27 protein-coding genes are annotated in these 24,530 nt (G+C 43.6%); 7 read left to right on the top strand and 20 right to left on the bottom strand.

Going from position 1 to position 24,530, the window contains the following annotated elements; all coding sequences use genetic code 11:
- Positions 1–66: 66 nt before the first annotated feature.
- Together QUB11_RS16690 and QUB11_RS16685 are read right to left on the bottom strand one after the other, a co-directional pair.
- Positions 67–1,356, bottom strand: a complete 1,290-nt coding sequence (locus QUB11_RS16690; protein ID WP_333204737.1) for a tetratricopeptide repeat protein — start codon at positions 1,354–1,356, stop codon at positions 67–69.
- 192 nt (positions 1,357–1,548) lie between these two features.
- The gene (locus tag QUB11_RS16685) at positions 1,549–2,385 is read right to left on the bottom strand and encodes a sigma-70 family RNA polymerase sigma factor (protein WP_333204735.1); all 837 of its coding nucleotides are present in this window, start codon (positions 2,383–2,385) and stop codon (positions 1,549–1,551) included.
- Between the two features lie 505 nt (positions 2,386–2,890).
- On the opposite strand from QUB11_RS16685, the gene QUB11_RS16680 reads away from it, so the two are divergent.
- A complete protein-coding gene (locus tag QUB11_RS16680) occupies positions 2,891–4,066 on the top strand; it encodes an AAA-like domain-containing protein (protein ID WP_333204733.1) in 1,176 nt (391 codons plus the stop codon).
- Between the two features lie 486 nt (positions 4,067–4,552).
- Here the strand turns inward: QUB11_RS16680 and QUB11_RS16675 are convergent, their stop codons facing one another.
- The 6 genes from QUB11_RS16675 to ispE form a co-directional block, all read right to left on the bottom strand.
- Positions 4,553–5,287, bottom strand: coding sequence for a hypothetical protein (locus tag QUB11_RS16675; RefSeq protein WP_333204731.1), 735 nt, complete (start codon positions 5,285–5,287; stop codon positions 4,553–4,555).
- A 105-nt stretch (positions 5,288–5,392) separates the two neighbouring features.
- Positions 5,393–6,073, bottom strand: a complete 681-nt coding sequence (locus tag QUB11_RS16670; protein ID WP_333204729.1) for a dual OB domain-containing protein — start codon at positions 6,071–6,073, stop codon at positions 5,393–5,395.
- Between the two features lie 65 nt (positions 6,074–6,138).
- A complete protein-coding gene (locus QUB11_RS16665; protein ID WP_333204727.1) occupies positions 6,139–6,591 on the bottom strand; it encodes a DUF488 domain-containing protein in 453 nt (150 codons plus the stop codon).
- Positions 6,569–7,195, bottom strand: coding sequence for a DUF488 domain-containing protein (locus QUB11_RS16660; RefSeq protein WP_333204725.1), 627 nt, complete (start codon positions 7,193–7,195; stop codon positions 6,569–6,571). Before QUB11_RS16660 ends, QUB11_RS16665 begins: the two co-directional genes overlap by 23 nt.
- A gap of 75 nt (positions 7,196–7,270) precedes the next feature.
- Positions 7,271–7,624: a DUF3082 domain-containing protein gene (locus QUB11_RS16655; RefSeq protein ID WP_333204723.1), complete on the bottom strand. Its 354-nt coding sequence runs from the start codon at positions 7,622–7,624 to the stop codon at positions 7,271–7,273.
- Positions 7,625–7,807: 183 nt separating this feature from the next.
- The gene (gene ispE, locus QUB11_RS16650; protein WP_333204721.1) at positions 7,808–8,785 is read right to left on the bottom strand and encodes a 4-(cytidine 5'-diphospho)-2-C-methyl-D-erythritol kinase; all 978 of its coding nucleotides are present in this window, start codon (positions 8,783–8,785) and stop codon (positions 7,808–7,810) included.
- Between the two features lie 90 nt (positions 8,786–8,875).
- Between ispE and QUB11_RS16645 the strand changes: the two genes are divergently transcribed.
- Positions 8,876–10,429: an ATP-binding protein gene (locus QUB11_RS16645; protein WP_333204719.1), complete on the top strand. Its 1,554-nt coding sequence runs from the start codon at positions 8,876–8,878 to the stop codon at positions 10,427–10,429.
- 99 nt (positions 10,430–10,528) lie between these two features.
- On the opposite strand, the gene rsmA is transcribed toward QUB11_RS16645, so the two are convergent.
- Positions 10,529–11,350, bottom strand: a complete 822-nt coding sequence (rsmA, locus tag QUB11_RS16640) for a 16S rRNA (adenine(1518)-N(6)/adenine(1519)-N(6))-dimethyltransferase RsmA (RefSeq protein WP_333204717.1) — start codon at positions 11,348–11,350, stop codon at positions 10,529–10,531.
- A 262-nt stretch (positions 11,351–11,612) separates the two neighbouring features.
- Here rsmA and galK point away from each other — a divergent pair, with 262 nt between their 5' ends.
- Complete coding sequence (gene galK / locus QUB11_RS16635; protein ID WP_333204715.1) at positions 11,613–12,692, top strand: galactokinase; 1,080 nt, start codon at positions 11,613–11,615, stop codon at positions 12,690–12,692.
- Here galK and QUB11_RS16630 read toward each other — a convergent pair.
- The 3 genes from QUB11_RS16630 to QUB11_RS16620 all read right to left on the bottom strand — a co-directional run bounded on the left by QUB11_RS16630 (position 12,682) and on the right by QUB11_RS16620 (position 15,247).
- The gene (locus QUB11_RS16630) at positions 12,682–13,056 is read right to left on the bottom strand and encodes a signal peptidase I (protein WP_333204713.1); all 375 of its coding nucleotides are present in this window, start codon (positions 13,054–13,056) and stop codon (positions 12,682–12,684) included. The genes galK and QUB11_RS16630 overlap by 11 nt on opposite strands.
- Positions 13,057–13,372: 316 nt before the next feature.
- Entirely contained in the window at positions 13,373–14,065 is a 693-nt protein-coding gene (locus QUB11_RS16625; RefSeq protein WP_333204711.1) for an SRPBCC family protein, read from the bottom strand.
- An 18-nt stretch (positions 14,066–14,083) separates the two neighbouring features.
- Positions 14,084–15,247 (bottom strand): baeRF3 domain-containing protein, encoded by a 1,164-nt coding sequence (locus QUB11_RS16620; RefSeq protein WP_333204709.1) that lies wholly within the window; start codon positions 15,245–15,247, stop codon positions 14,084–14,086.
- Positions 15,248–15,498: 251 nt separating this feature from the next.
- Here QUB11_RS16620 and QUB11_RS16615 point away from each other — a divergent pair, with 251 nt between their 5' ends.
- From QUB11_RS16615 to QUB11_RS16605, 3 genes are all read left to right on the top strand, one after another.
- The gene (locus tag QUB11_RS16615) at positions 15,499–16,179 is read left to right on the top strand and encodes a DUF2834 domain-containing protein (protein WP_333204707.1); all 681 of its coding nucleotides are present in this window, start codon (positions 15,499–15,501) and stop codon (positions 16,177–16,179) included.
- Between the two features lie 314 nt (positions 16,180–16,493).
- Positions 16,494–17,093: a class I SAM-dependent methyltransferase gene (locus QUB11_RS16610; protein ID WP_333204705.1), complete on the top strand. Its 600-nt coding sequence runs from the start codon at positions 16,494–16,496 to the stop codon at positions 17,091–17,093.
- A gap of 21 nt (positions 17,094–17,114) precedes the next feature.
- Positions 17,115–17,252: a hypothetical protein gene (locus QUB11_RS16605; RefSeq protein WP_333204704.1), complete on the top strand. Its 138-nt coding sequence runs from the start codon at positions 17,115–17,117 to the stop codon at positions 17,250–17,252.
- 57 nt (positions 17,253–17,309) lie between these two features.
- Here the strand turns inward: QUB11_RS16605 and QUB11_RS16600 are convergent, their stop codons facing one another.
- From QUB11_RS16600 to QUB11_RS16575, 6 genes are all read right to left on the bottom strand, one after another.
- Positions 17,310–17,435: a hypothetical protein gene (locus QUB11_RS16600; RefSeq protein ID WP_333391198.1), complete on the bottom strand. Its 126-nt coding sequence runs from the start codon at positions 17,433–17,435 to the stop codon at positions 17,310–17,312.
- A gap of 227 nt (positions 17,436–17,662) precedes the next feature.
- A complete protein-coding gene (locus QUB11_RS16595) occupies positions 17,663–17,893 on the bottom strand; it encodes an HNH endonuclease signature motif containing protein (RefSeq protein WP_333204702.1) in 231 nt (76 codons plus the stop codon).
- Entirely contained in the window at positions 17,886–18,299 is a 414-nt protein-coding gene (locus QUB11_RS16590; protein ID WP_333204700.1) for a hypothetical protein, read from the bottom strand. The genes QUB11_RS16595 and QUB11_RS16590 overlap by 8 nt, the downstream gene beginning before the upstream one ends.
- A gap of 87 nt (positions 18,300–18,386) precedes the next feature.
- Positions 18,387–18,593, bottom strand: coding sequence for a hypothetical protein (locus QUB11_RS16585; RefSeq protein WP_333204698.1), 207 nt, complete (start codon positions 18,591–18,593; stop codon positions 18,387–18,389).
- Between the two features lie 301 nt (positions 18,594–18,894).
- On the bottom strand, positions 18,895–22,044 hold the full coding sequence (locus QUB11_RS16580) for a phosphoribosyltransferase-like protein (RefSeq protein WP_333204696.1): 3,150 nt from the start codon (positions 22,042–22,044) through the stop codon (positions 18,895–18,897).
- A 256-nt stretch (positions 22,045–22,300) separates the two neighbouring features.
- Positions 22,301–22,537 carry a DUF433 domain-containing protein gene (locus QUB11_RS16575; RefSeq protein ID WP_333204694.1) on the bottom strand — a complete coding sequence of 79 codons (237 nt, stop codon included), beginning with the start codon at positions 22,535–22,537 and terminating at the stop codon, positions 22,301–22,303.
- A gap of 122 nt (positions 22,538–22,659) precedes the next feature.
- Here QUB11_RS16575 and QUB11_RS16570 point away from each other — a divergent pair, with 122 nt between their 5' ends.
- Positions 22,660–22,947: a DUF433 domain-containing protein gene (locus tag QUB11_RS16570; RefSeq protein ID WP_333204692.1), complete on the top strand. Its 288-nt coding sequence runs from the start codon at positions 22,660–22,662 to the stop codon at positions 22,945–22,947.
- A gap of 1 nt (position 22,948) precedes the next feature.
- Here the strand turns inward: QUB11_RS16570 and QUB11_RS16565 are convergent, their stop codons facing one another.
- Together QUB11_RS16565 and QUB11_RS16560 are read right to left on the bottom strand one after the other, a co-directional pair.
- Positions 22,949–23,188 (bottom strand): DUF4926 domain-containing protein, encoded by a 240-nt coding sequence (locus tag QUB11_RS16565; protein ID WP_333204690.1) that lies wholly within the window; start codon positions 23,186–23,188, stop codon positions 22,949–22,951.
- Between the two features lie 158 nt (positions 23,189–23,346).
- Entirely contained in the window at positions 23,347–24,324 is a 978-nt protein-coding gene (locus QUB11_RS16560; protein ID WP_333204688.1) for a heme o synthase, read from the bottom strand.
- Between the last annotated feature and the right edge of the window lie 206 nt (positions 24,325–24,530).

The raw sequence follows: 24,530 nt of genomic DNA, 5'->3' as shown, positions 1-24,530 counted from the left end.
AAACCTCTTTAAATATACTTAATATTCTTATTATATCATATTAGTTATTTATGTAATTAATTTTGTTTAACTACTTAACAACTGCCAACCTTGCTCCAACACATCCACCGCCTCCCGGTGTCGCCCCGCCAGCGCCAACACCCGCCCATGTCGGAACCAAGCATCAGCTAACTGCGGCTGTAGCTGCATTCCCTGAGCAGAGAACGCACATCCGCGCTCCATATCTTCAAAATGTTCCACCAGCACCCGTCCCGTCGTCGCCCAGACACTCCAGCGCTCTGGAAACCGCTCCAACATCTCTTCCACTAAAGGTTTGAGCTCATCTCCTCTCCCCGCCACAGGTAAAATCTCGCACAGCGCCCGATAAATTTCCCCATCATTGGGATACAACCGATACGCCTTCAGCATCGCTTCCGCCGCAGCAATAGAATTCCCGGTGCGGAAGAGACATCGCCCATAGAAATACCAGCCACCAAGATTCAGCGGATGCTGCTCGACAAACTCTTGCAAAACAGCCACTCCTTTTTTCCACTCCCCTCGAAACAAGTGGTACTGCGCCAGCGAATCATGAACATAAGCAGCATTGGGAGTAATTCGCAGCATCGTCTGAATCATTTGCTTTGTCCGCTTACCTTCCTCACCCCCAACTAATCCCCTACCACAGCGACTATCCGCCAGCAGTTTGAGACTCCGCAAATCCTGGGGAAACACCTCCAGCACTCGCTGCAAAAGTTGTTCCGCTTCCTGCAAGTTCCCCAACATCATCAACGCATCGTAGCTGTGACTATTCGCTACAACCTCATTCGGATTCAGTTGCAAAACCGTATCAAAAGCTTGCAACGCTGCAATGGGAGCTTCTTTTTCCAAATAAATAAATCCCAGAGCCAGCCAGTGAGCCGTATTCTCTGGTTCTAGCAATGTTGCTTGTTCAAAAGACACCGCCGCCTGCTCAATACAACGGCGACACACTGCAATTAATCCATTAATATGATGTCCGACTGCTTCGTTATCAGATAAACTTTTAGCTGTTTCATAAACTGCAATTGCCTCTGTTTCTTTCCCCATCAAATGTAATATTCTGCCCAATTGCAATTGCACATCAATTAATTGAGGTTGCCGTTGTAGCACTTGGCGATATTCTTCCACTGCTTGCTGCCAATTTCCCATTGCATATAGCAGTTCGGCTAATTCCTTTCGTTTCTTCCATCCAGTCGGATACTTTTGTACGTATTTAGTTAATGTTTTAAGCTTGATATCTTGCCTGGTGAGTTTCTCATCTAAAACTAGATAAGCATTCATTTCCACCCCGGTAAGCTGATTAAGCTGTACCAGGCAAGTAGCAGTGACTCTAGACATATTGGAGTAAACCTATTATAGTTAATGGCTTTTAAATGCACCCCAATATCTGCAACACTTTCCTTTTAAGGTATGTTGTTGCGAGTTAGCGCTCTTATCTGAGTTTTCATAAGAGCGCTAAAGCGCAACAACGTACCAAACTCGCCCCTACAATCAGACTTAAAAATCTCTGTATTCCGTAAGATTTCGGAATTATTTCCAACTCAAAAGGCTGGATGAGCTATATCTCGTATGTAGCAGTGAATCAAGATAAGTAGTTGTTACCTTATAATCAATTGGCTGTTGCACATACTCTTCTACCCTCAACATTTCATATCCGGATGTTTTCGGTTCATCCGAGTTCGGTTCCTCGACTTCTGCCGTATCCAAACCTAAACGATAATTGTGCAACTGCTTTTGCAGAATCTCTCGTGCCAGTTGGATGCGTTTACGCACATTATTCTCAGAAAGAGCCAATTTTTTGGCAATATCTCGGTAAGGCATCTCCTCATACCACCGCAAAATGGAAGGGTCTCGCAGTTTGGCAGGTAGACTATTAATAGCACGGCGTATGTGTTGGTTCGTTTCCTGACGGAGCATGGCAGCTTCGGGTGATTCGCTGCTACCAGCAATTCCCTCATCTTCTGAAATATTTTCAATGTTCTCAACACCCTTTGCACCTTTCTTGCGTTCTCGATATATATCGATGCAGATATTATGAGTTAGTCGAGCCAACCAAGCTTTAGGATAACTAATTGTGTCAGCGAAAGAGGGCATTTTCTCCCAGGCTTTTTGCCTTGCTCGACTCAGTGCTTCTTCTGCCTCTACCCGATCGCCTCCCATCCATGTTTGACAGCAACGGTAGAGATAATCTTGATGCCATATCCATAACTGCCAGAACGCCCTTTTGTCGCCTTGAGACAGGCGTTTTAATAGGAGTTGCTCGTCTAATTTTGTCTCACTTGTGGCTTTTTGAGCGATAAGGCAACGAAATCTGTGGATAGTTACATTCGTTGTTACATTCTCTGTCAAGCTTTCTTTATCTAGCATCAAGTTGTTCCTTCACTAAGACAGCCATTGGCTGAACAAGCTTAAAGTCCAGTCTGCCTCTTGTCCTCGCTGTAAACAATCGCAGTTTTGGCAGTTAAGATCCGAAGTTAAGGATTTTTCCTCCTCAAATCCCCAGCCAATACCGCCCGTAGGGGTGTAAAAGCTGGAAAATTTAGCGGCTACCCTTCTATGGCGGGAGAATAAACTTCTTTGGAGAAAGGGGTCTATAACCAAAATGTCCCGTTTTAGCTTGGTAGCCAATTTAGCCACCTCATGAGCCAAATTTGCTAAAATTCAGAAAAATTTCCTAAAATCATGGAAAATACTCTCTTATTTCGGTTGTTTAGCTTAACTAACGGCTATTAAGTTATCTAGTTTTTTAAGTTCCAGGCTAATACAGTAGGATTGCAGACGATTTCCGGTGCAAACGAGAGGGATTGAAAGCATTTCCTCTATTTTTTCAATTTAATAGTTAAATGTACAGTACCTTAACTTGAATAACCCTATGTATCAGCCTAAATACAGACGCAGGCGCGGTGTCATCCTTACCCCTCAAGGATCGAGCAAACTTCAGAAAGCGAAATCTGAGGCGGAATTTAAAGAAAACTGTGGCTACCGGTACACTCTTGAAAAGTTGAGCGATCGCACTGGCTTAGCTGTAGATACCTTGCTCCGGGTCAATAATGGCTCTACTACCGTTGATAAGCAAACCCTCAAGCGCTATTTCAGGGCTTTTAATCTAATTTTGGAACCATCTGATTATTCTTGGCCAGAAACTCAGATTAAAGAAGTTGAACCCGATCGTGTAGATGTAAAGCCTGAATTACCGGGGGGTCAAGTACCTCTCGATTCGGCGTTTTATGTAGAACGCCCTCCCATTGAATCTCGCACCTGCGAAGCGATTTTGCAACCAGGTGCCTTAATTCGCATCAAAGCTCCCCAACTAATGGGTAAAACTTCCTTGATGGCAAGAATCCTGGAACGGGGGAGAAAACAGGGCTATCAAACAGTGGTGTTGAATCTCAAGCTGGCTGATGAAAAAGTATTCACCAATCTGGATCGATTCTTGCAATGGTTTTGTGCTTGCGTGAGTCGGAGCTTGAAGCTACCGAACAAACTAGCAGACTATTGGGATGAGATGTTTGGTAGCAATTATAACACCACAGATTATTTTGAGAATTATTTATTAGCTCAAATCGATTCACCGCTGGTACTCGCCTTAGATGATGTCGATCGCGTTTTCACTCACCCCGAAATTGCCTCTGACTTTTTTGGTCTGCTGCGAGCTTGGTACGAAAAAGGAAAGTATGGCGATCGCAGTAGTAATATCTGGCAGCAACTTCGGTTAGTAGTAGTACACTCGACAGAAGTTTATATTCCCCTCAATATCAATGAATCCCCATTTAATCTAGGGCTGTCAGTTGAAATACCTGATTTTACCAGCCCTCAAGTGCAAGATTTAGCACTTCGGCATGGATTGAATTTGCCAATACAGGATGTAGAGAAACTAATACATTTTGTGGGTGGAAATCCCCATTTAATCCGATTGGCTTTATATCATATTTGGGCGCAGGATATCTCGCAGGAACAAATGTGGCAAATAGCACAAGTGTGGAAAATTGTCACAAAACTTTATATTATTCCCTATATTCCTCCTCTACACCCTAATCTTATCCGGTAAAAATCCGCTTCTAGAAATCGAACCGGATACCTGTTTCTAAATCCAGAATTAAGCTTTAGTCAGAAGCAAAAATTTTGACTTAGAAACAGACCCGCCGCCGGATTTGGGTGTAGAGTCTCACTACACAAATTATTATCTAAATAAGTTCACAATCTATTCTTCCCTTGGCGTTCCCGAACTTTGGAGATAGCGCGGGCAAACCTTAGAACTATATCAGCTTGTAGAGGGAAAATACGATCGTGCTGCTCAAAGTTTAGCTTTTCCATTTTTGGCGATCGCAGAAGTACCCGGATTTATTGAACAAAGCAGGGCGATCGGACAAATAGCAGCCGTCAGTTGGTTTCCGACAAGAATTAGAGAAAATTTGCCACATAGCGAGGAATAAAAGATGCACAATAGATACGCATCAACTCTATATTTAGCGTGTATATGGCGCACATTTTCGCTATAAATAGCGCCTCACACTCTAGAAAAGATATATCATCATTATTTCTTTCTCATCCTTCTCTGGGAACCTCTTTTAGGCAGTCGCTTAATTTCTGTTTCGCCTCCTTGAAATTCTACTTCTTCTCTAATTTCTACAGTGACACTTTTAACATCGCTTTCGGTCATTTGTTTCTTTTCATCAATTCCCTCATAATCCGGTAGATTTTCTATTAACTGCACGTCCAACCCAGAAGCTGGAACCGACAATTCTTCGATTTTTTTACTAATTTCAGTTTCTTCAAGCTCCTGCTCAATTTCCGCCACCACTAAATCTTCCTCGAAAGCAGGAAAATCATCAATTTCTTGACTAATTTCATTTTCTCTGATTTCCTTCTCTACTAGCTGCATTGATAACTGCTGCTTTTCCCTTGACAATTCCTCAACCTTAGTCGCAAGCATTCTAATCTGTTCGTTGAGAAGGCGAATTTCTCGGTTTTGCTGCTGAATCATTTCTTCAGCATCAGCAAGAGTTCGATTTCTATCTAATATCACCTCATTTTTAGTTTCTAATTCCAAAGCGCTCATAGCCGCTTTAATTACATTATAAAAATGTGGCTTAGATACATCAACTTGTTTAGCATTATGGCGACTTTTTCCCAAAAGTCCAATCTTTTGTCCTTGCTTAACAGCCAAAACAAAACCTTGATGATTTTTAATTTTTAATTCTTTGACAAAATCCACTTGAACTAAACTGCAAATATATTTGTGACAGTCAAAATAAAACTCTGCTTTCATAAAAAAGCACCCCTTTCTGCTATAGTCCCGCAGAATTATAGCACGAACAGAGTTTTTGCGGTCAATAAAAAGAAATAAATAATCGATCGCCCATTTTGGTAAAAACTAAATTTCATCATCAACAACATCTTCCGACAACTCTATCACACCGGCAATCAACTTCCAACAAGGGTCATCTCCCTCCCAATCATCGGGCCGCCAAGGCATACTCAAACTCACTGTTACCAAACAAGCTTTTTGCGGTAGATACCCCAATTCTAACTTTCTAATAAACACTGGATCGGTAATTGTTGCAGCCAATCTTTGACCATGCTGCGTGACAATAGATCCTTCCCATTTATTACCACCTTCAAATCTTTGACTTAGCTTTTGTACCGTAAATCTTACTGCTTTGACTAATTGCAAAGTTACGCGATCGCCTTTTGGCAAAGACTGCATATACTCTACCGTAACATATCGCAAATCGTTGTGTAAAATATATGCTTGACTATTGCAATATTTCAACAAATATGCTGGCGGAACCTTCCCAACTTGCCGCCATTTTCCCGGTAAAACAGAAAGATTTTCACACTCAAACCCAAAGTCTGGCCCCGTCTTCGCCAGAGGAATTTCTAGAACATCTAACAACGCGGGTTCAAGTCTATTTATCTGCCGCATTTCTTTAGGAATCTGACCATCGGGTAAGTCAGAAACTGGACGCACCCACTTACCTTTAACCTCATTAATTCCGGCGATGCACCTGTCGCCGCGTTTCCAGGAATTAGCGAGACAAATTATCCGAGTCATTCGATTTTAGATTTTAGATTTTAGATTTTAGATTCATCCCACAATGATACAGTATTTTCCCTAAATTACAGATGATTAATGGTGACATTTTTCCACTTATCGCTGAGATATTCAGCAACTAAGCGGCGGTGACAATTATGAGGTTTTGGTTCGCTACAAAGCAGACACGCACAGTCCATAATATCCGATGAAACCTTGTGTTCAATTTGTCGATCGCCCATTAAGCCCAAAAACTTCTGTTCATAAACCTCCCAATCTCCCTTTTTCTTTTTATAATCATCCAAAATATCTTGAGTCGGCGCTAAATCCCGAATGTGAACGTACTCAATATTGCCAATTGTTCGCAAAAAATACTCTAAATCTTTCCGCTTAGCAAAACCCGCCAACTGCGACACATTATTCAGCCGCGTATCTATAACCCTGCGGACTCCCGCTTGCATCAAAATCCCAAAAAACTCCTCCGCACTTTTTTGAGTGAAACCAATTGTAAATAAATTAATTGCTTTCTTTTGTGACATAAGCGATGTCCAATCCGTGACGATAATAAGCTGTTTCTAAATCAACTATTTCCTGTTTAACTTGAGGCTCTAATTCAAACAAGCTTAGCTGAATTGGCTCATTATTTTTTTTTCCTTTGTTAAACTTGCTCAAAAGTCTTTCTTCTAAATCTTGGTGCGATTCTAAATTGCCATCGGACAGAATATGATTAATCTGTAAATTAAAATCTTTCAACTTGTGGCAAACTAAAATAGTTCTATGACAAGTAATCGGGTCTTTTTCGGCACACATTAAACAGATTTTATAGTTGGCTGCGCCTTTGAGTAAGCGCTGAATTCCTGCGGAAAATAGAGGAGTTGCTGCTATGCGATCGTACAACGCTTTACCGCTAGTATCGTAACAGCTTAAATCCTCCGGTCTCGCGCCCAACTCTTTGCCTAAAAAAACATATTGAATGCCGACATTTGACAGATAAGCTGTAATTTCGGATTTATTAAAATGAGGTAAATAGCGGCTAAACGGATGGGATCGCACGTCCGCAACCGCCGTAATTCCGTGTTGTTGCAGCAGCAAAACAAACGCTTCAATACTCAGATTGGAGTGTCCGATCGTAAATAATTCCATTGCTTCGATTTTACTATTCAGTCTTTGCCTTGCGGAGGAGAGTTTGTGTATCCCGATGGTTTCAACCTGTAGACTTCAACCTGTGGGTTTTTTCACGAACTTTTGAATCAAAAGTTGCAAAGCCAGCAGCATCAAACCCAAAGACGCAAAAGCAAAAACACCCGCGCCCAAAGCCACAATCCCCATGACTAAAGTTCGCACAGCCGCGCCAATATTAATCGCCGTCACATTGTCAGAATGAATGGGGGAATTTGCAAAAGTTTGGACTATAGACAAAGTTAGCGCGTACAAAGCCGCCGCAAACCCGCCCGCGATCAGCGAACCAATCACGCACCGCAAAATCGTCGGCTGCGTCGAAGATGCAGAGGTTGCATCTCCAGCCGAACTCAGAGGTTTAGAAGTAGAATTTGGATTAGTTAAATCAGTCATTGCGATTTTAGATTTTAGATTTTAGATTTTAGATTTTTGGTTAATTTACCAAAACTAAAATCTCTGTTGAAGACATTTTATCAGTTCTTCGATCTCCATACACTCTGCGAAAAGTTAGATTCATCTTGACCCATAGCCTGTTAGACAGGTTTAACAGGCGAGCGCGATCCCACCCTCTTCGAGTTACACCCTCGGAATCGGCGCTTTTACATCATTTCCCTCCGAAAAAATCCGAATCCCAGTATTGCTAAACTGTGCTACCCAAAAATCCAAATCGGGAGAAGCGATCGCACTTTTAACCCGTTCCAAAACCTGCTGAGCCTGCTCTGAAGACTCGGCCAGCGCAAACACCGTCGGCCCGGAACCCGACATCATCGTTCCCAAAGCCCCCGCCGACTCAAAAGCCTCCCGCAACTGCAACACCTGCGGGTACACAGGCAAAGCAACTTTTTCTAAATCGTTGTGCAGCAATTGACCAATTTTCGATCGATCTTTTTGGGCGATCGCCCCCACCATCGGGCCCGAATGCAGCCGTTGCCGGCGGCACTCCAAATCTGCCGCTGCACAATAGGAACTACTGAACTGCTGCCGATAAGTTTGATACGCCCATGCGGTAGAAAGACTGAGGTTACGGTACTTGGCCAACACCACAGAAAAGCCCCCCAAATCAGGCAGTGGCGACAGTTGATCCCCGCGACCAGTTGCCAAAGCCGTACCTCCAGCAATGCAAAAAGGCACATCCGAACCCAAAGTTCCCCCCAACTCTTGCAACTCCGACTGAGTAAGTCCCAATTGCCACAGCAAATCCATCCCGACTAAAACCGCAGCCGCATTTGCAGAACCACCGGCGAGCCCCGCCGCCACCGGAATCTGCTTGTGAATAACAATCTCGACTCCGCCGTATTTCGCCAAAGCATCGGGGAATTGCTTCGCCAACAAATCCGCCGCCCGGTAGGCCAGGTTATTCTTATCAGGAGGGACTTGTGGGTGATCGCAGCGCACGCGAATCGTGTCCGTACCGATCGCGCGCAAGTCAATTCGATCGGCTAAATCTATGCTTTGAAGTACCATCGCCAGTTCGTGAAATCCGTCGGGGCGATCGCCTATGATTTCCAGATACAGATTGATTTTTGCGGAAGCTAGCAGAGAATATGAACGCATAGGTGATTAAGCCGCAGGTGAAAGAAACCCCTGGTTGAAATTAATTGACACCAGTCAGAGTCCATTTTCTCACAACTCAAAGGAAATATTATGCAGGAAATGTGGAAAACTTTTTTTACTTCCGGGTCATTTATTCCTCACGGCCACTGCTATCTCTGGCATACCCCGTTAGTCTGGCTTCACGTTGCCTCAGATTCTATCATTGCACTCGCGTATTTCTCTATCCCGATTACACTGATTTATTTTATTTCCAAACGCGAAGATTTGCCCTTTGATTGGATCTTTGCCCTGTTTGGAGCCTTTATCGTCGCCTGTGGCATCACTCACATATTTGAACTCTGGACACTTTGGCATCCTACCTATTGGCTTTCAGGAACAATGAAAGCAATTACTGCCCTTATTTCATTTGCTACAGCCATACTTTTGGTAGACTTAATCCCTCAAGCCCTAGCACTTCCCAGTCCCGCACAGTTAGAATCCGCCAACCGACTCCTAGAAGCTGAAATTGTTGATCGCCAATTAGCCGAAGCTGCACTAAAAAAAGCCAAAGAAGAATTAGAAATTCGAGTTGAGGAACGCACCGCAGAGTTAAAGTTTCAAACTCAACAGTTAGAATTGGCAAACCGACTCCTAGCATCGGAAATTGTCGAGCGGCAATTAGCAGAAGCTGCACTAAAAAAATCTAAAGAAGAATTAGAAATTCGAGTTGAGGAACGCACCGCAGAGTTAAAGTCTCAAACTCAACAGCTCGAACAAGCCTTGTCTGAATTGCAGCAGGCTCAATCAAAGCTAATTCAAAGCGAAAAAATGTCATCTTTGGGGCAATTGGTCGCTGGAGTTGCTCATGAAATCAACAATCCGATTAACTTTATTTACGCGAATGTTACTCACGCTCGCGAGTATGCCGATAGTTTGCTAGAATTGGTGAATATCTATCAAGAGCAGTATCCGAATCCCCTACCCACACTTAAAGAAAAACTCCAGTCTGTAGATTTAGATTTTATTATCTATGACCTACCAAAAATATTAATTTCTATGAAAAACGGGGCCGAGCGCATTCTCGGTATTGTCAAGTCGCTGCGAGTTTTTTCGCGCCATGACGAAGCCGATATGAAATTAGCCGATGTTCACGAAGGAATTGACAGCACACTGATGATTTTGCAAAGCAGATTGAATGCTAAGCCGGGCTTAGGGAAAATTCAAATTATCAAAGAATATGGCAATTTACCCCAAATAGAGTGCTATCCAGGACAGCTAAATCAAGTGTTTATGAATATCCTGGCTAATGCTATTGATGCTTTAGAAGATGACAGTCACAGCCAGTCGATTGCAGCCAATGAAGCTAATCGCCCCGTCATCAAAATTTCTACTAAACTTTTAGACAGTGAAGTGGTAGAAATCCGAATTAGCAACAACGGGCCAGAAATAATCGAATCGGTGAAAAACCAGTTATTTAATCCATTTTTTACCACTAAACCAGTAGGCAAAGGCACGGGATTAGGATTATCTATTGGCTATCAAATTATCACAGTAAGACATCAAGGCGAATTGCAGTGTATTTCTGCACCCGGGAAAGGTGCAGAATTTATTATTAAAATTCCGATTAGCCTGCAAGAAACCTTTCAGAAACCCCAGAAAACCTAAATTCAACTGTTAGTAGTCACAGGTAAAAGTCTTGATAAAAAAAAACACCCATATCTCCGAATTATTTAATAATTCGGGTATCTAACACAATCCTGAACTTCAAACCTCGCACATAAGATTATTGCTCAACTTTACCCATTGCTCCACGCTTAAATCTTCAGCGCGAGATTGAGGATTGATCTGTAACTCTTCTAGCAATTGAACGAGTTTATCTAAATCCACAGCCCCTTTCAAATTATTTCGCAGCATCTTGCGCTTGCTACCAAATCCCAACTTAACTAAATTCTCCAAATAGCGCGGATTAACCGCCGCAGTTTCTATCTGTCTGGGAAGCAGCCGCACCACGGCAGAATCGACTTTTGGCGGCGGAAAAAAGTCTTTAGACGGCACATCGCAAATTAACTCGCATTCTGCTAAATACTGCACCCGCACCGACAGCGCGCCAAAAGCTGTCGAACCCGGTTTAGCGTAAAGCCTTTGGGCGACTTCTTTCTGCACTAATAGCACGATCGCATCGAAGGGTTTAGCCGCAGGAACAGATATCGTTCCCAGCAGTTTTTGCAGAATCGGGCCAGTAATATTATAAGGAATATTGGCAACAACTTTATTCGGATTTTGGAATTTGGGAAATGCCGTTAGTTCCGCCTCTAAGTCCATTTCCAGGATGTCGCCTTGTAGGAGTAAAAAATTGTCGGTTTTGCCGAGTTGTTTGGCTAGCTTGAGACACAAATCTCGATCGATCTCCACAGCAACAACAGACTCAGCCGCAGGCAGCAAACGCCGAGTCAAAATCCCCGTGCCCGGCCCAATTTCCAGGACACGATCGCGATCCAAAGAAGCCGCTTTCACAATCTTATCTAAGGCTTTCTCGCTTTTGAGCCAATGTTGAGCAAACTGTTTCCGGGGTCTGGTCGATCGCATTTTTTGAATTTTTGGAGAAATCTTAGCCTGTCATTCTATCACAGCTCTATATCTTTTCCTAACCTACGGTCATGTTTATTTTTGTTAACAGGGGTTGAATTAACCAAAAAACATGGGCACTATAAAAGGATAAACGATAAAAAATAAATTAATTTTTTCCCAATTCCCAACAGCACGACACGGAAGGCACGGATACACGGATAGCTGTTTTTCCAAATAACCAATAACAAATAACCAAGAACCAATTACCAATTCCCCAAAAATGAAATTCCAACGAGTATTTGGTACATTACCCCAAACCACAGCCAGCGCACCCGGAAGAGTAAACCTGCTGGGCGAACACACAGACTACAACGATGGATTTGTACTTCCAACTGCGATTCCCCAGCGCACAACAGTACAAATCGGCTTCAGCAGTGACGATCGACACCATGTTTATTCAGCAGAATATGACGAACTCATAAATTTTTCAGACGACGATACCATACCGCAAAAATTCGTCAGTTATATCTGTGGCTGCCTCAGACTTGTAGAAAAAGAAGGATACAAAGTACCGCCAATAAATCTCTACATTACCTCGACTGTGCCGATCGGAGCCGGTTTGTCCAGCAGCGCCGCTTTAGAAATAGCAACCCTCAGAGGACTGCGCGCGCTGCTGAACCTCCCCCTAGACGACGTGCGGCTAGCTCAAATCGGACAGCAAGTCGAAATCCGATATGCCGGCTTGAACTGCGGCATCATGGATCAAATGGCGTCGAGTTTAGCAGACACCAACACCATGCTATTGATCGACACCCGCAGCCTCGAATGCCGCCCGATACCTTTTCCCACAAACACAGAAATTTTAATAATTGACAGTGGCGAAAGCCACGAACTGGCAGCAGGAAGCGGCTACAACCAGCGACGCGCCGAGTGTGAGGAATCCGCGCGGATATTGGGAGTTAAAGCTCTCAGGGATATCGCCGATCCTCAAGCTGTCGAAGTATTGCCGGAACCCCTCAGAAGACGAGCGCGGCACGTAGTTACTGAAAACAACCGCGTACTCGAAGCGGTAAAATCTTTGCCAGCAAAACGTTTTGGCGAGTTAATGAATGCTTCCCATGCCAGTCAGCGCGACGACTACGAAGTTTCGGTGCCGGCAGTAGACACGCTGGCGGCAATCTTGCAGTCAATCCCCGGAGTCTTCGGCGCAAGGCTGACGGGCGGAGGTTTTGGCGGTGCTTGCGTAGCCTTGGTGGAGAGTGGGAAAGCGGGTGCGATCGCATCCGAGGCGATCAATCGCTACCAGCGCGCAGGTTATAGCGGCCGCGTTTTGGTTCCCGAAATTAAAGTTAATTCTTAATTCCCGAACTATCTCCCGGTAGGGAAGGCCACCGCACAGTCACGATTACCGACTCCTCCTCGGCAGACCAATAATGAGGCACTCCCGGCAGCCAGAGAGCATAATCTCCTTCGCGAGAAAGCAAGATTTCTTGTTCGGGAAATTGTAGGCGAAACCGCCCTTTTACCAGGATAGAAAGCGTCGTGGCTGCCGCATTTACCGCCCACTGAGTCCTACAATCTCCGGCGGGGTGAGTGCCCCATTTTACCTCTAAAACAGAAGTCGATCGCGCGTCGTTTTCAGGGGTAATAAAATGACCCGCAAACCAACCGCCCCGACTTGCACCTTCAGCGCCCGCATTTCCGAAAATCACTTGAGATGACATCAGCTAATCAGGTAAACAACAAAGATGGTTAGATCTGACATCTTGCACCATTTTCCATAAGCTTTTTATGGGCGGGCAGGATGCCCACCCCACAATAAATTAATTCTTTGTGGAACAGGCATCTTGCCTGTTCTGAGAATGGTGCAAGATGTTAGTTATATCTGACATCTTGCACCCTGTTCAATAAGTTTTTGATGGGCGGGATCTCCTCCCCAACCCCTACTCCCCACAATAAATTAATTCTTTGTGGAACAGGCATCTTGCCTGTTCTGAGAATAGTGCAAGATGTTAGTTAGATCCGGAGACACCATCTAACTTACTTGCGGCCCGAAGATTGACCTTCCGTAGTCGCTATTTCCCCAGCTTCCATCAACTGCTTAAAGCGACGTAAATCATTGGCAATTTGCTGTTCGGGAGCTTCGCCAAATAGTTTAGCAGCACCAGCACCAATTGCACCGCCCGGAGGATTGTATTCGATCACAACTTTTACCTCAGTACCGCGTCCTGCGGGTGCCGGTTGAAAGCGCACAAAACCCGAATTGTCAACATCAGATCCTTCCACAGACGCCCAAGCAATTAAGCGATTTTCTTCTTCGCGGACAATCTCGGCATCCCATTCCACACTATTGCCCATCGGCGCGCTGGCAATCCAGTGAGAACGTTTTTCATCGATGACAGTAACGTGTTTGAGATGCTTCATAAACCGAGGCAAATTTTCAAAATTGCGCCATAAACGGTACAATTCATCAGCCGGTTTGTCGATCGTCACCGTCTTTTCAACTTTAATGCTTTGATTCGGATCGGCAGCCGACTGCAAACCCTCCACAACCCCCAGTCCGCGCGCCGCTAAACCGCCGCCCGCAGCCGCCAGCAAAGCACCTCTGAGTGAACGCTGCGACAAACCAAAAAGCACCAGCGCCCCGCCCCCTATTAAAGATGCCCAGCGTTCCGTATCGCTGGTGTTAGTTTGGTTTTGTTTGTCGGAATTTGTCATTGAAGTAGATTCCATTGGTTTAAACCGGGTAAATTAATAGCGGAAAATAGCAGCTAAAGGCGCCTCGGCCGGCACTTGTTCCGGCGGCATAGCGTAAACAGTTCCGCCGTTGAGAATAGTTTGAATTGCTGCAGCATTCAACAAATCTTCGTCGCCCAATTCTGCCTCTGGGTGGATTTGTACCGAGTTCGTATCGGGATTAAAACTACCCCACTGCTGAACGCCAAGAGCAACAAATAGTCGATCGACTCGTCCAAAATAAGCAGCCGAAACAGCTTCTTTCAAATCAGCAGAAATTTTATCGCTTCCTGTGAGATCGTGGTATTGTGCGATCGCCTCTGACTGAGCCTGCAAAAACAAAGGTTCCACCAGCGGCAAAGCTTCGGCCCGCAACTCTTCCGGCTTGAGAAGTTTCTGACTGCCTGTAATTCCTTCTTCAAGTAAATGCGGGTAGGTATTGGCTTCTCGGTAAAGCGGGAGCAAATATTCCACTCCAGCTAACACTAAAGGAGCTTTTTTATTTCGCAAATATTCGTGCAGCGCCGCATCAATTATGTGGAAATACTGCAATATTTCCTGCTGGGGTTCATCTCGGTCTGGACTTCCTTGACCGTGAAAACTTCCCGGCTGCTGAAAAGAATTATTAGTGCCTCCTTTTGAAGTAGCAATCCGAAACTGACCATCTTTAGCAGTCGGGTCATATCGCAAAGCCTCCTCAAGGCTTTTCGGCAAGTTTTCAACTTCAACTTCCCGAGCACTGTAAGCCGTACACCGAATCAGCCTCACTTCCTTTTTACTGAGAGCTAAAACATAAAATAAATTATTTCCTGTCAGCATAGGCATCAGCGGTTTGACGTGAAAATTGTCGCTCACAACCACTAATTCGTCAAAATTCACCGGACAGGTATAGTAGCGGAAAAATCCCGAACCGACAAAAATCGCCAGCAGGTTGCTTTGATTTTCCCAAAAGTTTTCCTGGTCAATTTCTGCTCGGACTGGCTCTAGCAATTGGGCAGCTTCTTTTTTGTCAAATCCGTACTCTACTATTTGGTCTTCAGCCTCTCTGATTAAATTTTTGAACCGAATCGGATTTTGTTGAATTTCTGTTCCTTGAGCGACTGGCATATAAATTGATACGCACAATCCAGGAGATTGTTGTACCAGTGCTTTGAATTCCTCTACAGATATTAATTTCACCGCTGAAACTCCTTTTCTAAGGGGGGTTTTGTAATAAAAACAACCGATTCTTTAAAATGTATCTCTCCTGACGCGGCTCCTGCGTCTGCCTAAAGTAAGGATCGGCTGCTGTAGAGCATTTCATCCCCGAACTAAAACGGGGTTTCCCGCCGCTGTTCCAATCGAACTGCTTATTACCTAAGATAGACGGCGCTAACTCGGCGGCTACTTTACCATAATTTACTTTAGTCGGCTTCCACTACTCGTTATATATGATGAAAACAAAACTGTTTCTGGGGTTGCTGTGGGCAACATTTATTGCCTACACCTTGCTGCTAGCTCCTCTCGATCAGCCCGGAACGCTAACAGTTATGGAAAAAATGCTCAAATTCCAGCTAGAAGGAATCAACCCCTACCTTGTTACCATATTCGCTCTCATGGGAGTGTGGCCGATGGTCTACGCTTGCTTCCTATTCATTGATGAGAAAACCCAAAATATATCCGCTGGGCCTGCTTTCATCGCTTCCAACGGCGCCGGTATCATCGGCTTAATTCCCTACTTACTCCTCCGCCAGCCCCAGCCACAATTTTCCGGTCGCAAAGATATGTTGATCAAAATATCAGACTCCCGCTGGACAGGGATTGTACTTTTATTAACTACTATCTGGCTGTTAGCTTGGGCTTGGTTAAATGGAGATTGGGGAGATTATGTCAAGCAGTGGCAGTCAATTCCTTTTGTACATTTAATAACTTGGGATTGTTGCTTGATGGCTGTAATATTTCCCTCACTTTTGGGAGACGACATGGCACGCCGTGGACTCTCGGACGATCGCATTTTTTGGGCAGTGTCTCTAGTTCCGCTGTTAGGGCCGCTAACTTATCTTTGTCTACGCCCCCCTCTCCCAGAATCGGCAACTGAAATCGCCACTTTCCCACTGACAGCCCGAAATTGAAACATTAAAAAGTTTGGTAGTGTTCAAGATGTAATGAATATTCAAGGCCGGGCGGGATTAACAAACGCTCAAAAAGCGACCTTGAGAGGGTTAGGGGTGATCGTGTAGTCTGGGTGTACCGTGGAGAAAGATTTTAATTGTCCTGAAAATCTCGATCGACACTTAGGAATGAGAATTAAATAACTTATAATTTTGATGCTTCTTGTGGGATGGGCGTCCCGCCCGTCCAGAAAGGGCGGGCTAAGAGTGCCCAACCCCTACTCCCTACAAACTTGTGTAAATTATTTAATTCGCGACACTTATGAGGTCACTCTATGGAGCCAAATGATACATCGGCCCGCTACGACCGAATTGCCCAATGGTGGCAAACTCAGCATCAAGATTCAACCTACGGGATTGCCCAATTAGAACGGGCGATCAAATTTACTTCTAAGCAGCACGCAGCACTTGATGTCGGGTGTGGAAGCAGCGGACGTTTTATTAACAGTTTATCCAAGCATGGATTTCAGCCTGAAGGACTTGATATTTCTAGGGAAATGATCGATTTAGCCCAGCGGCTACATCCAGAAATCACGTTTTACCGGGAAGACATTTGTGATTGGCTGCCGCCGAAACTTTACAGCCTGATTGCAGCGTGGGATAGCACGTTTCATCTGCCAATCAACAAGCAAGCGCCTGTGATACAAAAGCTATGCGATGCGCTTGAACCCAATGGAGTGCTCCTGTTCACTTGTGGCGGCGGACATACAAGCAGCGAGGTTTCGGGAGCATTTCAAGGTCAAGACTTTGATTACAGCACTTTGGGTGTAGATACTTTCCTGCAAATTCTGGTTGAGCATCATTGCACCTGCCGCCATCTCGAATATGACCAGTATCCTGAAAATCATGTTTATATCATTGCCCAAAAGACCTAATTTATCATTCGCACCATTAAAGTGTGGGATGTAGCAACTGGTGGCTGTATTAGGACGTTGATGGGCGATCGGCTGTTTGAAGGTATGAATATTCAAGGGGCAACGGGATTGAGGAATGCTCAGAAATCGACATTGAAAGCGTTAGGGGCGTTGGTGTAACGTGTGTCGAGATTAGGGCGATCGCAATTTCGATCGCCGCTGCGATCGGATATTCAATTACGAATCATTGTGAGGTGGATGTAGAGCGATAGAATGCAGGACTCCTCGAAGATTGACTACTCCTTCTCGGTTGAGTTGCAGCCGATCGATGGTAGCGCGTCCAGTCGGTGTTAAACCCAACATTTGAGTCGAATCGCGGCTCCAAGTAAAGTGTTCGCTTCAGTTATCCTGTCGAGGATGATAAAGTGGCACAGAGCTACCTGTAATGGGGTCGATCTCCTCACTATGACCAAGAATTTCAAAGGTGGTACCCGCCACGTGATTTATCCGTGGAATCAATCCCAAATCGAAAATCGAAAATCACTTATTGCCCCCGCATTTATTCGTGGGGTCAATCTAAAATCTAAAATCTAAAATCTAAAATCTAAAATCGATTGACTGTATTTGAAGTTGTTGCACCCATGAGCTGCGATCGCCAGATTATCCAAATCACTGGTGCCACCTTTGGAGCGAGGGATAATGTGTTCAATGGAGAAGGGGTCTGGAGAGAATTTAGCTTGACTGAGACAATACTCGCAGCAACCATTGGCGCGTTGTTTAATGAATTTTCGTTGCTGCTGTGTGAGGCGGGATTCAGGCATAATCAACGATATCGGGATGAGGATGGATGCCGAGGGTTTGCATGAGCTCCGTCAGAGGTTGGTTGCGGAAGGTTGCGAGTTGAATTAAGGCTTGAATGCGGGCAACATTGAGTTGTTCAAGGCGATCGCTCATTTGGATCAGTTGCTTGTGTTCTTCGGGAGTCAGGGTTTCGGCATGACGCTTGGCGATGAGGGCATGGTATTCTTCCCAGGTTTGTGCACTAAAGCCGATGTTAATTTGTTGCAGCAAGTCGGCTTCTGTAGGTTGGGTGGTTGGAAGTCTAGGCTGGAGGCGTTCTTGCAGGGTGTTGAGAATGTAGCGATCGGGTTCAACGCCCTGTCGAGATGCTTCAGTGCGGATCTGGTGTTCGAGTTCGGGAGAGAGGTTGAGGGTGATGGTGGTCATGGTTATCTTGGCAGCAAAATCTATTCATCATTTTAGCGATCGGGCTTTCACCTTATCTCGAACTTCATCGCCTGGGACTTCTCGATTTTACTGCCCGCGTCCTGGTTTGCAATTTACGAAACCTAATGCTTCTGTGTCGAGAAAATTGGCGATCGAAATGGCGATCGAAATGGCGATCGGATATTCAATTTCGGCAGCACGCGCGATCGGAGCCACTTGAATTGGTTCTGGCAAGCGTCTCAAAATGACTGCAGCATCAGCAGGAGAAAGTTGTTCTTGAAGTTTGGCTTGCATGGCATTCACCTGTTAGTTGGAATTTGATACAGCGGATTCCAGGTTGATGAAGTACACCCCAGAAACCCGGTTTCTTCTGGATTTCTCGCCAGAAATCGGTTTTATTCAAGAAACCCGGTTTCTCTGTACTTCACTTACCTGGAAAGTGCTGTAGATACATTCAAGCCACTACCCAACTCAGATTTAGCAGTCTAACGGTAAAGTTGTGCGGCGGCAGATAATCTCGAACACCCACCGAACCGTCCGCACCAACGCAGTGTTAGGCATATAAACTCAATTGATGTCTACTCAAATCAAGATTTTAATGTCTTCTAAACAATGGTGTCCATGAAGATTCAACATGGCACCACAATATCGGAAGTGAGTTATTAGGACAGGTATCCTTAAATACAACTAGCAATTGCCCTCCATCAAAGCCAAGAGGACCTTTTTTCTGTAGCTTTACACCATATTTATGTGCGATTTCTTTTGCTCTCCGCCTTTCTCCCTCATCATCGAAAACTAATGAGTTATCAGTAAAGCAACGATTAGAGTCATCAAGAGTATCACATATATATATTTCAACTTTAAAGGGTATTTTTGATTCCACCGTTCTTTCTATAGCTTCTCTTCCTGATTCAAGACCACAGATAGTGGCTATAACAACTTTAATGTTCCTTCCCTCTATGGTCTTCCCACATATTAGATTTAGCTTCTCAATGCCATCAATGATAGATCCACCTGATGCTATTATGTCATCAATAAACACTATTGCAGAAATTCTTTTCTCATGGTCTTGATCTAAGCTTTTAGGAATATCTTCTAATGAAGCCACATGACTACTAATAACCTTATTTTCAGCGGCATACATACGTGCATATGAAGAACTACTTTTTGCGGGATTGTCAAAACTACTCAACAAGACTTCACGGCTACGTCTTTGATCCTCCTTAATAGAGAAAGTTATATCTTTTTTTGTGAATTTGTGAATAATTCTGAGTTTTTCTCGAATTTTAATTTCACTGTAAAATGTGACATTCTCCAGTAATTTAAACATGAGACGACGCTCTAGATTATCCGAAAATTGATCTAGCCAAGCGCGTACATGAGAAGGCGTGATTTCTGTGCTTCGATATAAATCCCAATTCTTAGTTAAACCAATAATTTCTCTGTCTGTTACAAATGCCTTATCTTCTTTACTCTTTAACTCTTCAAGAGCATTAGCATCCGATAAACTGCTAGTAAGTAATTGACTACCTCTTTGAACAAGCCATTCATCGAATAGCTCAGGTTTTAAGCGAAAATCTCCTTCATCATCTAAAAGAATACCTCTGTTAATAAAGTTCTCAATCATAGCCTCAGTTGCAACATCAGTTAGAATCCGAGACTTAAGAATTTCTTGCCGTCTAACTCTTCCGCTACAACGCTTGATCTCCGCATATGCTATTAAAAACTTTCTTCTTTGAGTTTGGGTTTGATCTCTTCTTTCACATTGCTCTTCCCAAATGCCATCAATCCAAAAGTGATTAACATTTATCGTATCAAGTGATTCTATGGAACTAGCTATTGCCTCTTTAGCTTCATCAATTGAAATATATGAATCCTTTTTGTCACAAGCTTGCTTGAATAATTTATCACAGACAAATTTTGTGAAAAATGGATTCCCTTCAGTTAGTCTGTATATCTCATCGATTGATCCATCACTAAACTCAAGTATATCTTGGACAGGATACCTTATCAGTTCTTTGAAGTCTCCAAAGAATCTTTCCTTGTCAAAGTAATCAACCTGAACAGGGTGAAAAAGATTTAATCTATCAGTGGATTCACGGATAATTTGCATATTTTCTCCGCCAATGAGTATAAAGCCAATTTGAGTTCCCTCTTGACTTAAACTCCTAATGTTGTGAAAAAACGTATTGCCAATGTCTGTATAACGATACAGCTCACTAGGTATTTCATCAAATTCATCAATAATAATAATGAATTTAAGTTTAGAAAAAAGCCTTTTTATGCGTTTAAAATAGGTAGCAAGTGGAGGAGATAAAACTTCGTCGAAAACAGGTTTATCAATTCCCGATTTACTTAATTGATTATGATATTGCGTCTCTTCTACAATTGCCTCACCGAGGGTTTTGATAAAGTTCCTGGGAGAGGTTTTATCTAAATCGCCAACTTTGACAAAGATAGGAACAAAATCTATTTCCTTCTGAATTTTATTAGCTATTGCTTTCGCTATGGATGTCTTGCCAACTCTTTTTTGTCCAAATATCATAACTGATTGAATAGTATCTGAAATCAAGTTGGCATATATATTTGCTACCAGTTCTTTTCGACCAACAAGTTCTTCTTCTGTCTCAACGGCTTGCAAGCTATAAGGTCTTCTAAATTTCAACCCATCCCAATCAATATCTTCTTTTTGGGATTCAAATTCAAATAGTTCTTCTTCAAAACCCTCACGATTATCATAATTGCGCCATGAATAGTGAATTAGTAAGCTTGGATTTGCAGTTTTAGTACGTGAAACTACAACTGGCAAAATTATATTGATGCTCTCAATCTTCATTTCTGTTGCAACAGTCTGATTAAATTCTGTTGTCAATCCATCTGCATCCACAACTTCAATTTCGACATCAAACGCATATCCCAAGCCTTCATTCTTTAAAACGAGTTTCAGTTCAATTCGCTCATTTATCTTATAAAAAGGATATTTTCGGTCAGGATGCAACAACTTCACATTTGCTGGTTTTATAATGTCACTCTTGCCAAAATCATCACAAATTAAACTATGGATTTTCTTGAATGCGCTTCTTAGGCAAAGGGAAGCAAACTCTGAATGGCATTGGTCAACATCATGTATATACATAGAAAAAATATTGTTTACATCTTGAAATACTTCCATGCGAGCCACACCAGATGTTTCTTCATAAGACTTTAGGGCCTCAAATAGCTCATCCAGCCTTTCACCAGAGAGAAGAGGAGCATCGATGAAATTATATAGAAAAAATTTATTTATGGGCTTTTTCAATGTTTTCATGATGTTGTTGCGATACTCAACTGCAAGCTTTAGGCTTGTCAGATTTGATACAATTACATTGAATTCCTCAAGCATTTTTCTCTCAATATCTTTGAGGTGAGAAAGCTTCTCATGAGTTTCTGTTCTCTCTCCTATTTTTAGACTTGGGTAAATTTCGGAAAGCTGTTCGTCAAAAATATTAAAGGTTTTGTTGCGAAAATCTAAATCGTCCCAAATCGCATTTTCATTGCGACAAAGAAGCCGGAGTAAACACGCCGCAACAAACTGCTTTTGTTGCGGAGTATTGGTAGAGGCAAATAAAATTTGCGACGAAAAATTTGAATTAGAAAGATTTTGAAATTGAATTATTTTTCGTGCATACTCATTTCTTTTATTTTGCATCTCCTTTCCACTAAGTTCTGCTATCTCTGAAAGTAAGTTGTCAAGATCGCTAACCATTTTTTTTGTGAAAGTCAAATTTGGATTTATTAGACTTGAGAAGCTTCCCTAAGCCCTAATTCCTTACAGAAACTACCAGGAGCGCTTCATTGTTTGGAAAGAATATTAGCTGTATGCCTAACTTATAATTGTATCGCAGTTGCGGTATAATACCCAATAGAATAGAAAAATACCGCCGATCGCTAATGTATTTAACCAAAAGTAGCAGTAATTCACACAGCAATGGCTGGCGATAAATGAGCATTCAACCAAATTGTCATGCGGCTAAAACGGGATGGTCGAGCTTGCGGACTGCATACAGAAGCGCAGCTTTAATATCGTCAACTTCCAAGTCTGGCAATTCTTCGAGAAACTCAAAAATTTGCTCACCCGCAGCTAGCAACTCTAGGATATCGATGACTCGAATCCGCTTTCCCCGGATGCAGGGACGATCGCCACATTGTCTGGGGTTCACTGTGATTCTGTCAAACAGATAAGCAACGGATGCTGGCATTGGTTAAAATTGTTTAAAACCTTTGTCTCTAGCTTACTTCATTTATCGCCCAAAACTCACACCGCGAATTCTGCGATCGCTATGCTGTAATAGAGATCAGTCCATTCAAACTTCGATAGTTTATGACCACAGCAGTATCTATTGACATTGGTACGCTCATTACACGCACTCCCGGACTGCATGGTGGATGTCCTCACATCGTCGGTAAAGGCGTTACCCTTCGTCGGATTGTAACCTGGTACAAGCGAGGATTGACTGCTGAAGAGATTTGCGATCGCATCGGACATCTCACCCTCGCCGAAGTCTACGCCGCACTCACCTACTATCATGCCAACACCGCAGAAATTGAAACTGATTTGATCCATCAAGCAGCAGAAGCCAAGCGTCTAGAAGCAAGGTATTATTTGTAGGTTAGGCGTAAACAGGAAGTGGCTCATAAACAAGTTGCATAAGTTTTTCTGAGGGAATGGTTTCCATTGCATAGGTATTACCTTGAGCATCCGCAAAATCTACTAGATAAGCGCGATCGTCAAAGCTCATAAGAATAGTGCCAACTTGTCCCGGTCTGAGCAAAATGGTCTGATAGGTTGCTTTATGGATTGCCTGAATTTCTGCGATCAAGGCAACAACATCATACTCGTGTAACGTCATCACAATATCCTCAGTTATTGACAGGATAGGTATTCGCTCTTTTTTAACCGCAGATGCACGCTGATTAACGCAGATGGGAGAATGACTACCACTATTTTACCATAAACAAAACCCGCAAGATGCGGGCTTCATTTTAATCATGGCAATTTAACTGATTACTACATCACAACTGCACTAATCAAAGTTTGCACATTTTGTACAACAGCAGTAGTAAAATTATGAGTCGCAGGTAAACTGTCAACCACTATTCCCGCGCACAATAGCATCAGATACAGAATAGAGTATTTGAAGAGCGATCGCGCAACAATCTTATCCTCTGGAGTCTGCAACAGCAACCAAGCTTTTTGGGCAAAAATAGCACCGAGGAAAATAGCTGTTCCCGCATACACCGCGCCCGCTAAATGCAGGGGATAAACTAGCAGGAAAGTTGCAGGAATCATCAATAGCGTGTAAATCCAAATTTGGCGGGCTGTCTCTTCGTCGCCCTCAATTACCGGTAACATGGGCACGCCTACTTCCTTGTATTCATCGCGAATCATCATTGCTAATGCCCAAAAATGCGGCGGTGTCCACAGGAATATAATCCCAAACAGCAGCCACGCACCCCAACTCAAATCTCCCGTAACCGCAGCCCATCCAACTAGCGGGGGAATCGCCCCTGCTGCACCGCCGATGACGATGTTTTGCACGCTGTGACGCTTCAGCCAGTGGGTATAAATTAGGACATAGAAAAGGATGCCTGACATTGCTAGCAATGCGGCTAATAAGTTGGCAACAACTGTGAGCAATGTAAAGGATATTGTAGCTAGGGCGATCGCAAATATCAAAGCATCGCGCTTCTTGACACGCCCCGAAGGAATCGGCCGCCACCGGGTGCGCTCCATGATATAGTCGATGTCGCTGTCGTAGACACAATTAATCGTATTCGCCGACGCAGAAGCTAAAGCGCCTCCAGTAATAGTTGATACCAGCAATAGCGGATCGACTTCTCCTTTGGCGGCCATCCACATTCCTGCTGAGGTGGTGATTAGCAGCAGTAAAATAATTCTGGGTTTTGTTAGTTGATAGTAACTTTTCACCACTTGCGAAAAGTTTTCGTGGAGGCGGGGGCTATTGTTTGTAAGAACTTCTTGCATCGGTTATTAGTTGTTAGTTTTCAGTTGTCAGTTAGTTGTCATTGGTTCGTAGGGGCGGGTTTTACGAGAGATATCTGCAGTAGCTAAAAGGATTAATAAACCCGCCCCCACCGACGAGAGATAAATCAGCCCTCTCTTACTCAAGGAATAGATAAATCTGCGTTTTAGAGAGTGTCCGGTTGATTGGTGCTTGTATGGGCGGGGCG

The sequence above is a fragment of the Microcoleus sp. B6-A1 genome, assembly GCF_036705085.1.
GTDB lineage: Bacteria > Cyanobacteriota > Cyanobacteriia > Cyanobacteriales > Microcoleaceae > Microcoleus.
The sequence above is the reverse complement of the archived record's forward strand: the minus strand, read 5'-3'. Positions and strand labels throughout refer to the sequence as shown.

Bases quoted from the DNA above. Each gene is read 5' to 3' on its own strand.
- QUB11_RS16690 (WP_333204737.1), bottom strand. From the start codon at position 1,356: ATGTCTAGAGTCACTGCTACTTGCCTGGTACAGCTTAATCAGCTTACC.
- QUB11_RS16685 (WP_333204735.1), bottom strand. From the start codon at position 2,385: ATGCTAGATAAAGAAAGCTTGACAGAGAATGTAACAACGAATGTAACT.
- QUB11_RS16680 (WP_333204733.1), top strand. From the start codon at position 2,891: ATGTATCAGCCTAAATACAGACGCAGGCGCGGTGTCATCCTTACCCCT.
- QUB11_RS16675 (WP_333204731.1), bottom strand. From the start codon at position 5,287: ATGAAAGCAGAGTTTTATTTTGACTGTCACAAATATATTTGCAGTTTA.
- QUB11_RS16670 (WP_333204729.1), bottom strand. From the start codon at position 6,073: ATGACTCGGATAATTTGTCTCGCTAATTCCTGGAAACGCGGCGACAGG.
- QUB11_RS16665 (WP_333204727.1), bottom strand. From the start codon at position 6,591: ATGTCACAAAAGAAAGCAATTAATTTATTTACAATTGGTTTCACTCAA.
- QUB11_RS16660 (WP_333204725.1), bottom strand. From the start codon at position 7,195: ATGGAATTATTTACGATCGGACACTCCAATCTGAGTATTGAAGCGTTT.
- QUB11_RS16655 (WP_333204723.1), bottom strand. From the start codon at position 7,624: ATGACTGATTTAACTAATCCAAATTCTACTTCTAAACCTCTGAGTTCG.
- ispE (WP_333204721.1), bottom strand. From the start codon at position 8,785: ATGCGTTCATATTCTCTGCTAGCTTCCGCAAAAATCAATCTGTATCTG.
- QUB11_RS16645 (WP_333204719.1), top strand. From the start codon at position 8,876: ATGCAGGAAATGTGGAAAACTTTTTTTACTTCCGGGTCATTTATTCCT.
- rsmA (WP_333204717.1), bottom strand. From the start codon at position 11,350: ATGCGATCGACCAGACCCCGGAAACAGTTTGCTCAACATTGGCTCAAA.
- galK (WP_333204715.1), top strand. From the start codon at position 11,613: ATGAAATTCCAACGAGTATTTGGTACATTACCCCAAACCACAGCCAGC.
- QUB11_RS16630 (WP_333204713.1), bottom strand. From the start codon at position 13,056: ATGTCATCTCAAGTGATTTTCGGAAATGCGGGCGCTGAAGGTGCAAGT.
- QUB11_RS16625 (WP_333204711.1), bottom strand. From the start codon at position 14,065: ATGGAATCTACTTCAATGACAAATTCCGACAAACAAAACCAAACTAAC.
- QUB11_RS16615 (WP_333204707.1), top strand. From the start codon at position 15,499: ATGATGAAAACAAAACTGTTTCTGGGGTTGCTGTGGGCAACATTTATT.
- QUB11_RS16610 (WP_333204705.1), top strand. From the start codon at position 16,494: ATGGAGCCAAATGATACATCGGCCCGCTACGACCGAATTGCCCAATGG.
- QUB11_RS16600 (WP_333391198.1), bottom strand. From the start codon at position 17,435: ATGTTGGGTTTAACACCGACTGGACGCGCTACCATCGATCGGCTGCAA.
- QUB11_RS16595 (WP_333204702.1), bottom strand. From the start codon at position 17,893: ATGCCTGAATCCCGCCTCACACAGCAGCAACGAAAATTCATTAAACAA.
- QUB11_RS16590 (WP_333204700.1), bottom strand. From the start codon at position 18,299: ATGACCACCATCACCCTCAACCTCTCTCCCGAACTCGAACACCAGATC.
- QUB11_RS16585 (WP_333204698.1), bottom strand. From the start codon at position 18,593: ATGCAAGCCAAACTTCAAGAACAACTTTCTCCTGCTGATGCTGCAGTC.
- QUB11_RS16580 (WP_333204696.1), bottom strand. From the start codon at position 22,044: ATGGTTAGCGATCTTGACAACTTACTTTCAGAGATAGCAGAACTTAGT.
- QUB11_RS16575 (WP_333204694.1), bottom strand. From the start codon at position 22,537: ATGCCAGCATCCGTTGCTTATCTGTTTGACAGAATCACAGTGAACCCC.
- QUB11_RS16570 (WP_333204692.1), top strand. From the start codon at position 22,660: ATGACCACAGCAGTATCTATTGACATTGGTACGCTCATTACACGCACT.
- QUB11_RS16565 (WP_333204690.1), bottom strand. From the start codon at position 23,188: ATGACGTTACACGAGTATGATGTTGTTGCCTTGATCGCAGAAATTCAG.
- QUB11_RS16560 (WP_333204688.1), bottom strand. From the start codon at position 24,324: ATGCAAGAAGTTCTTACAAACAATAGCCCCCGCCTCCACGAAAACTTT.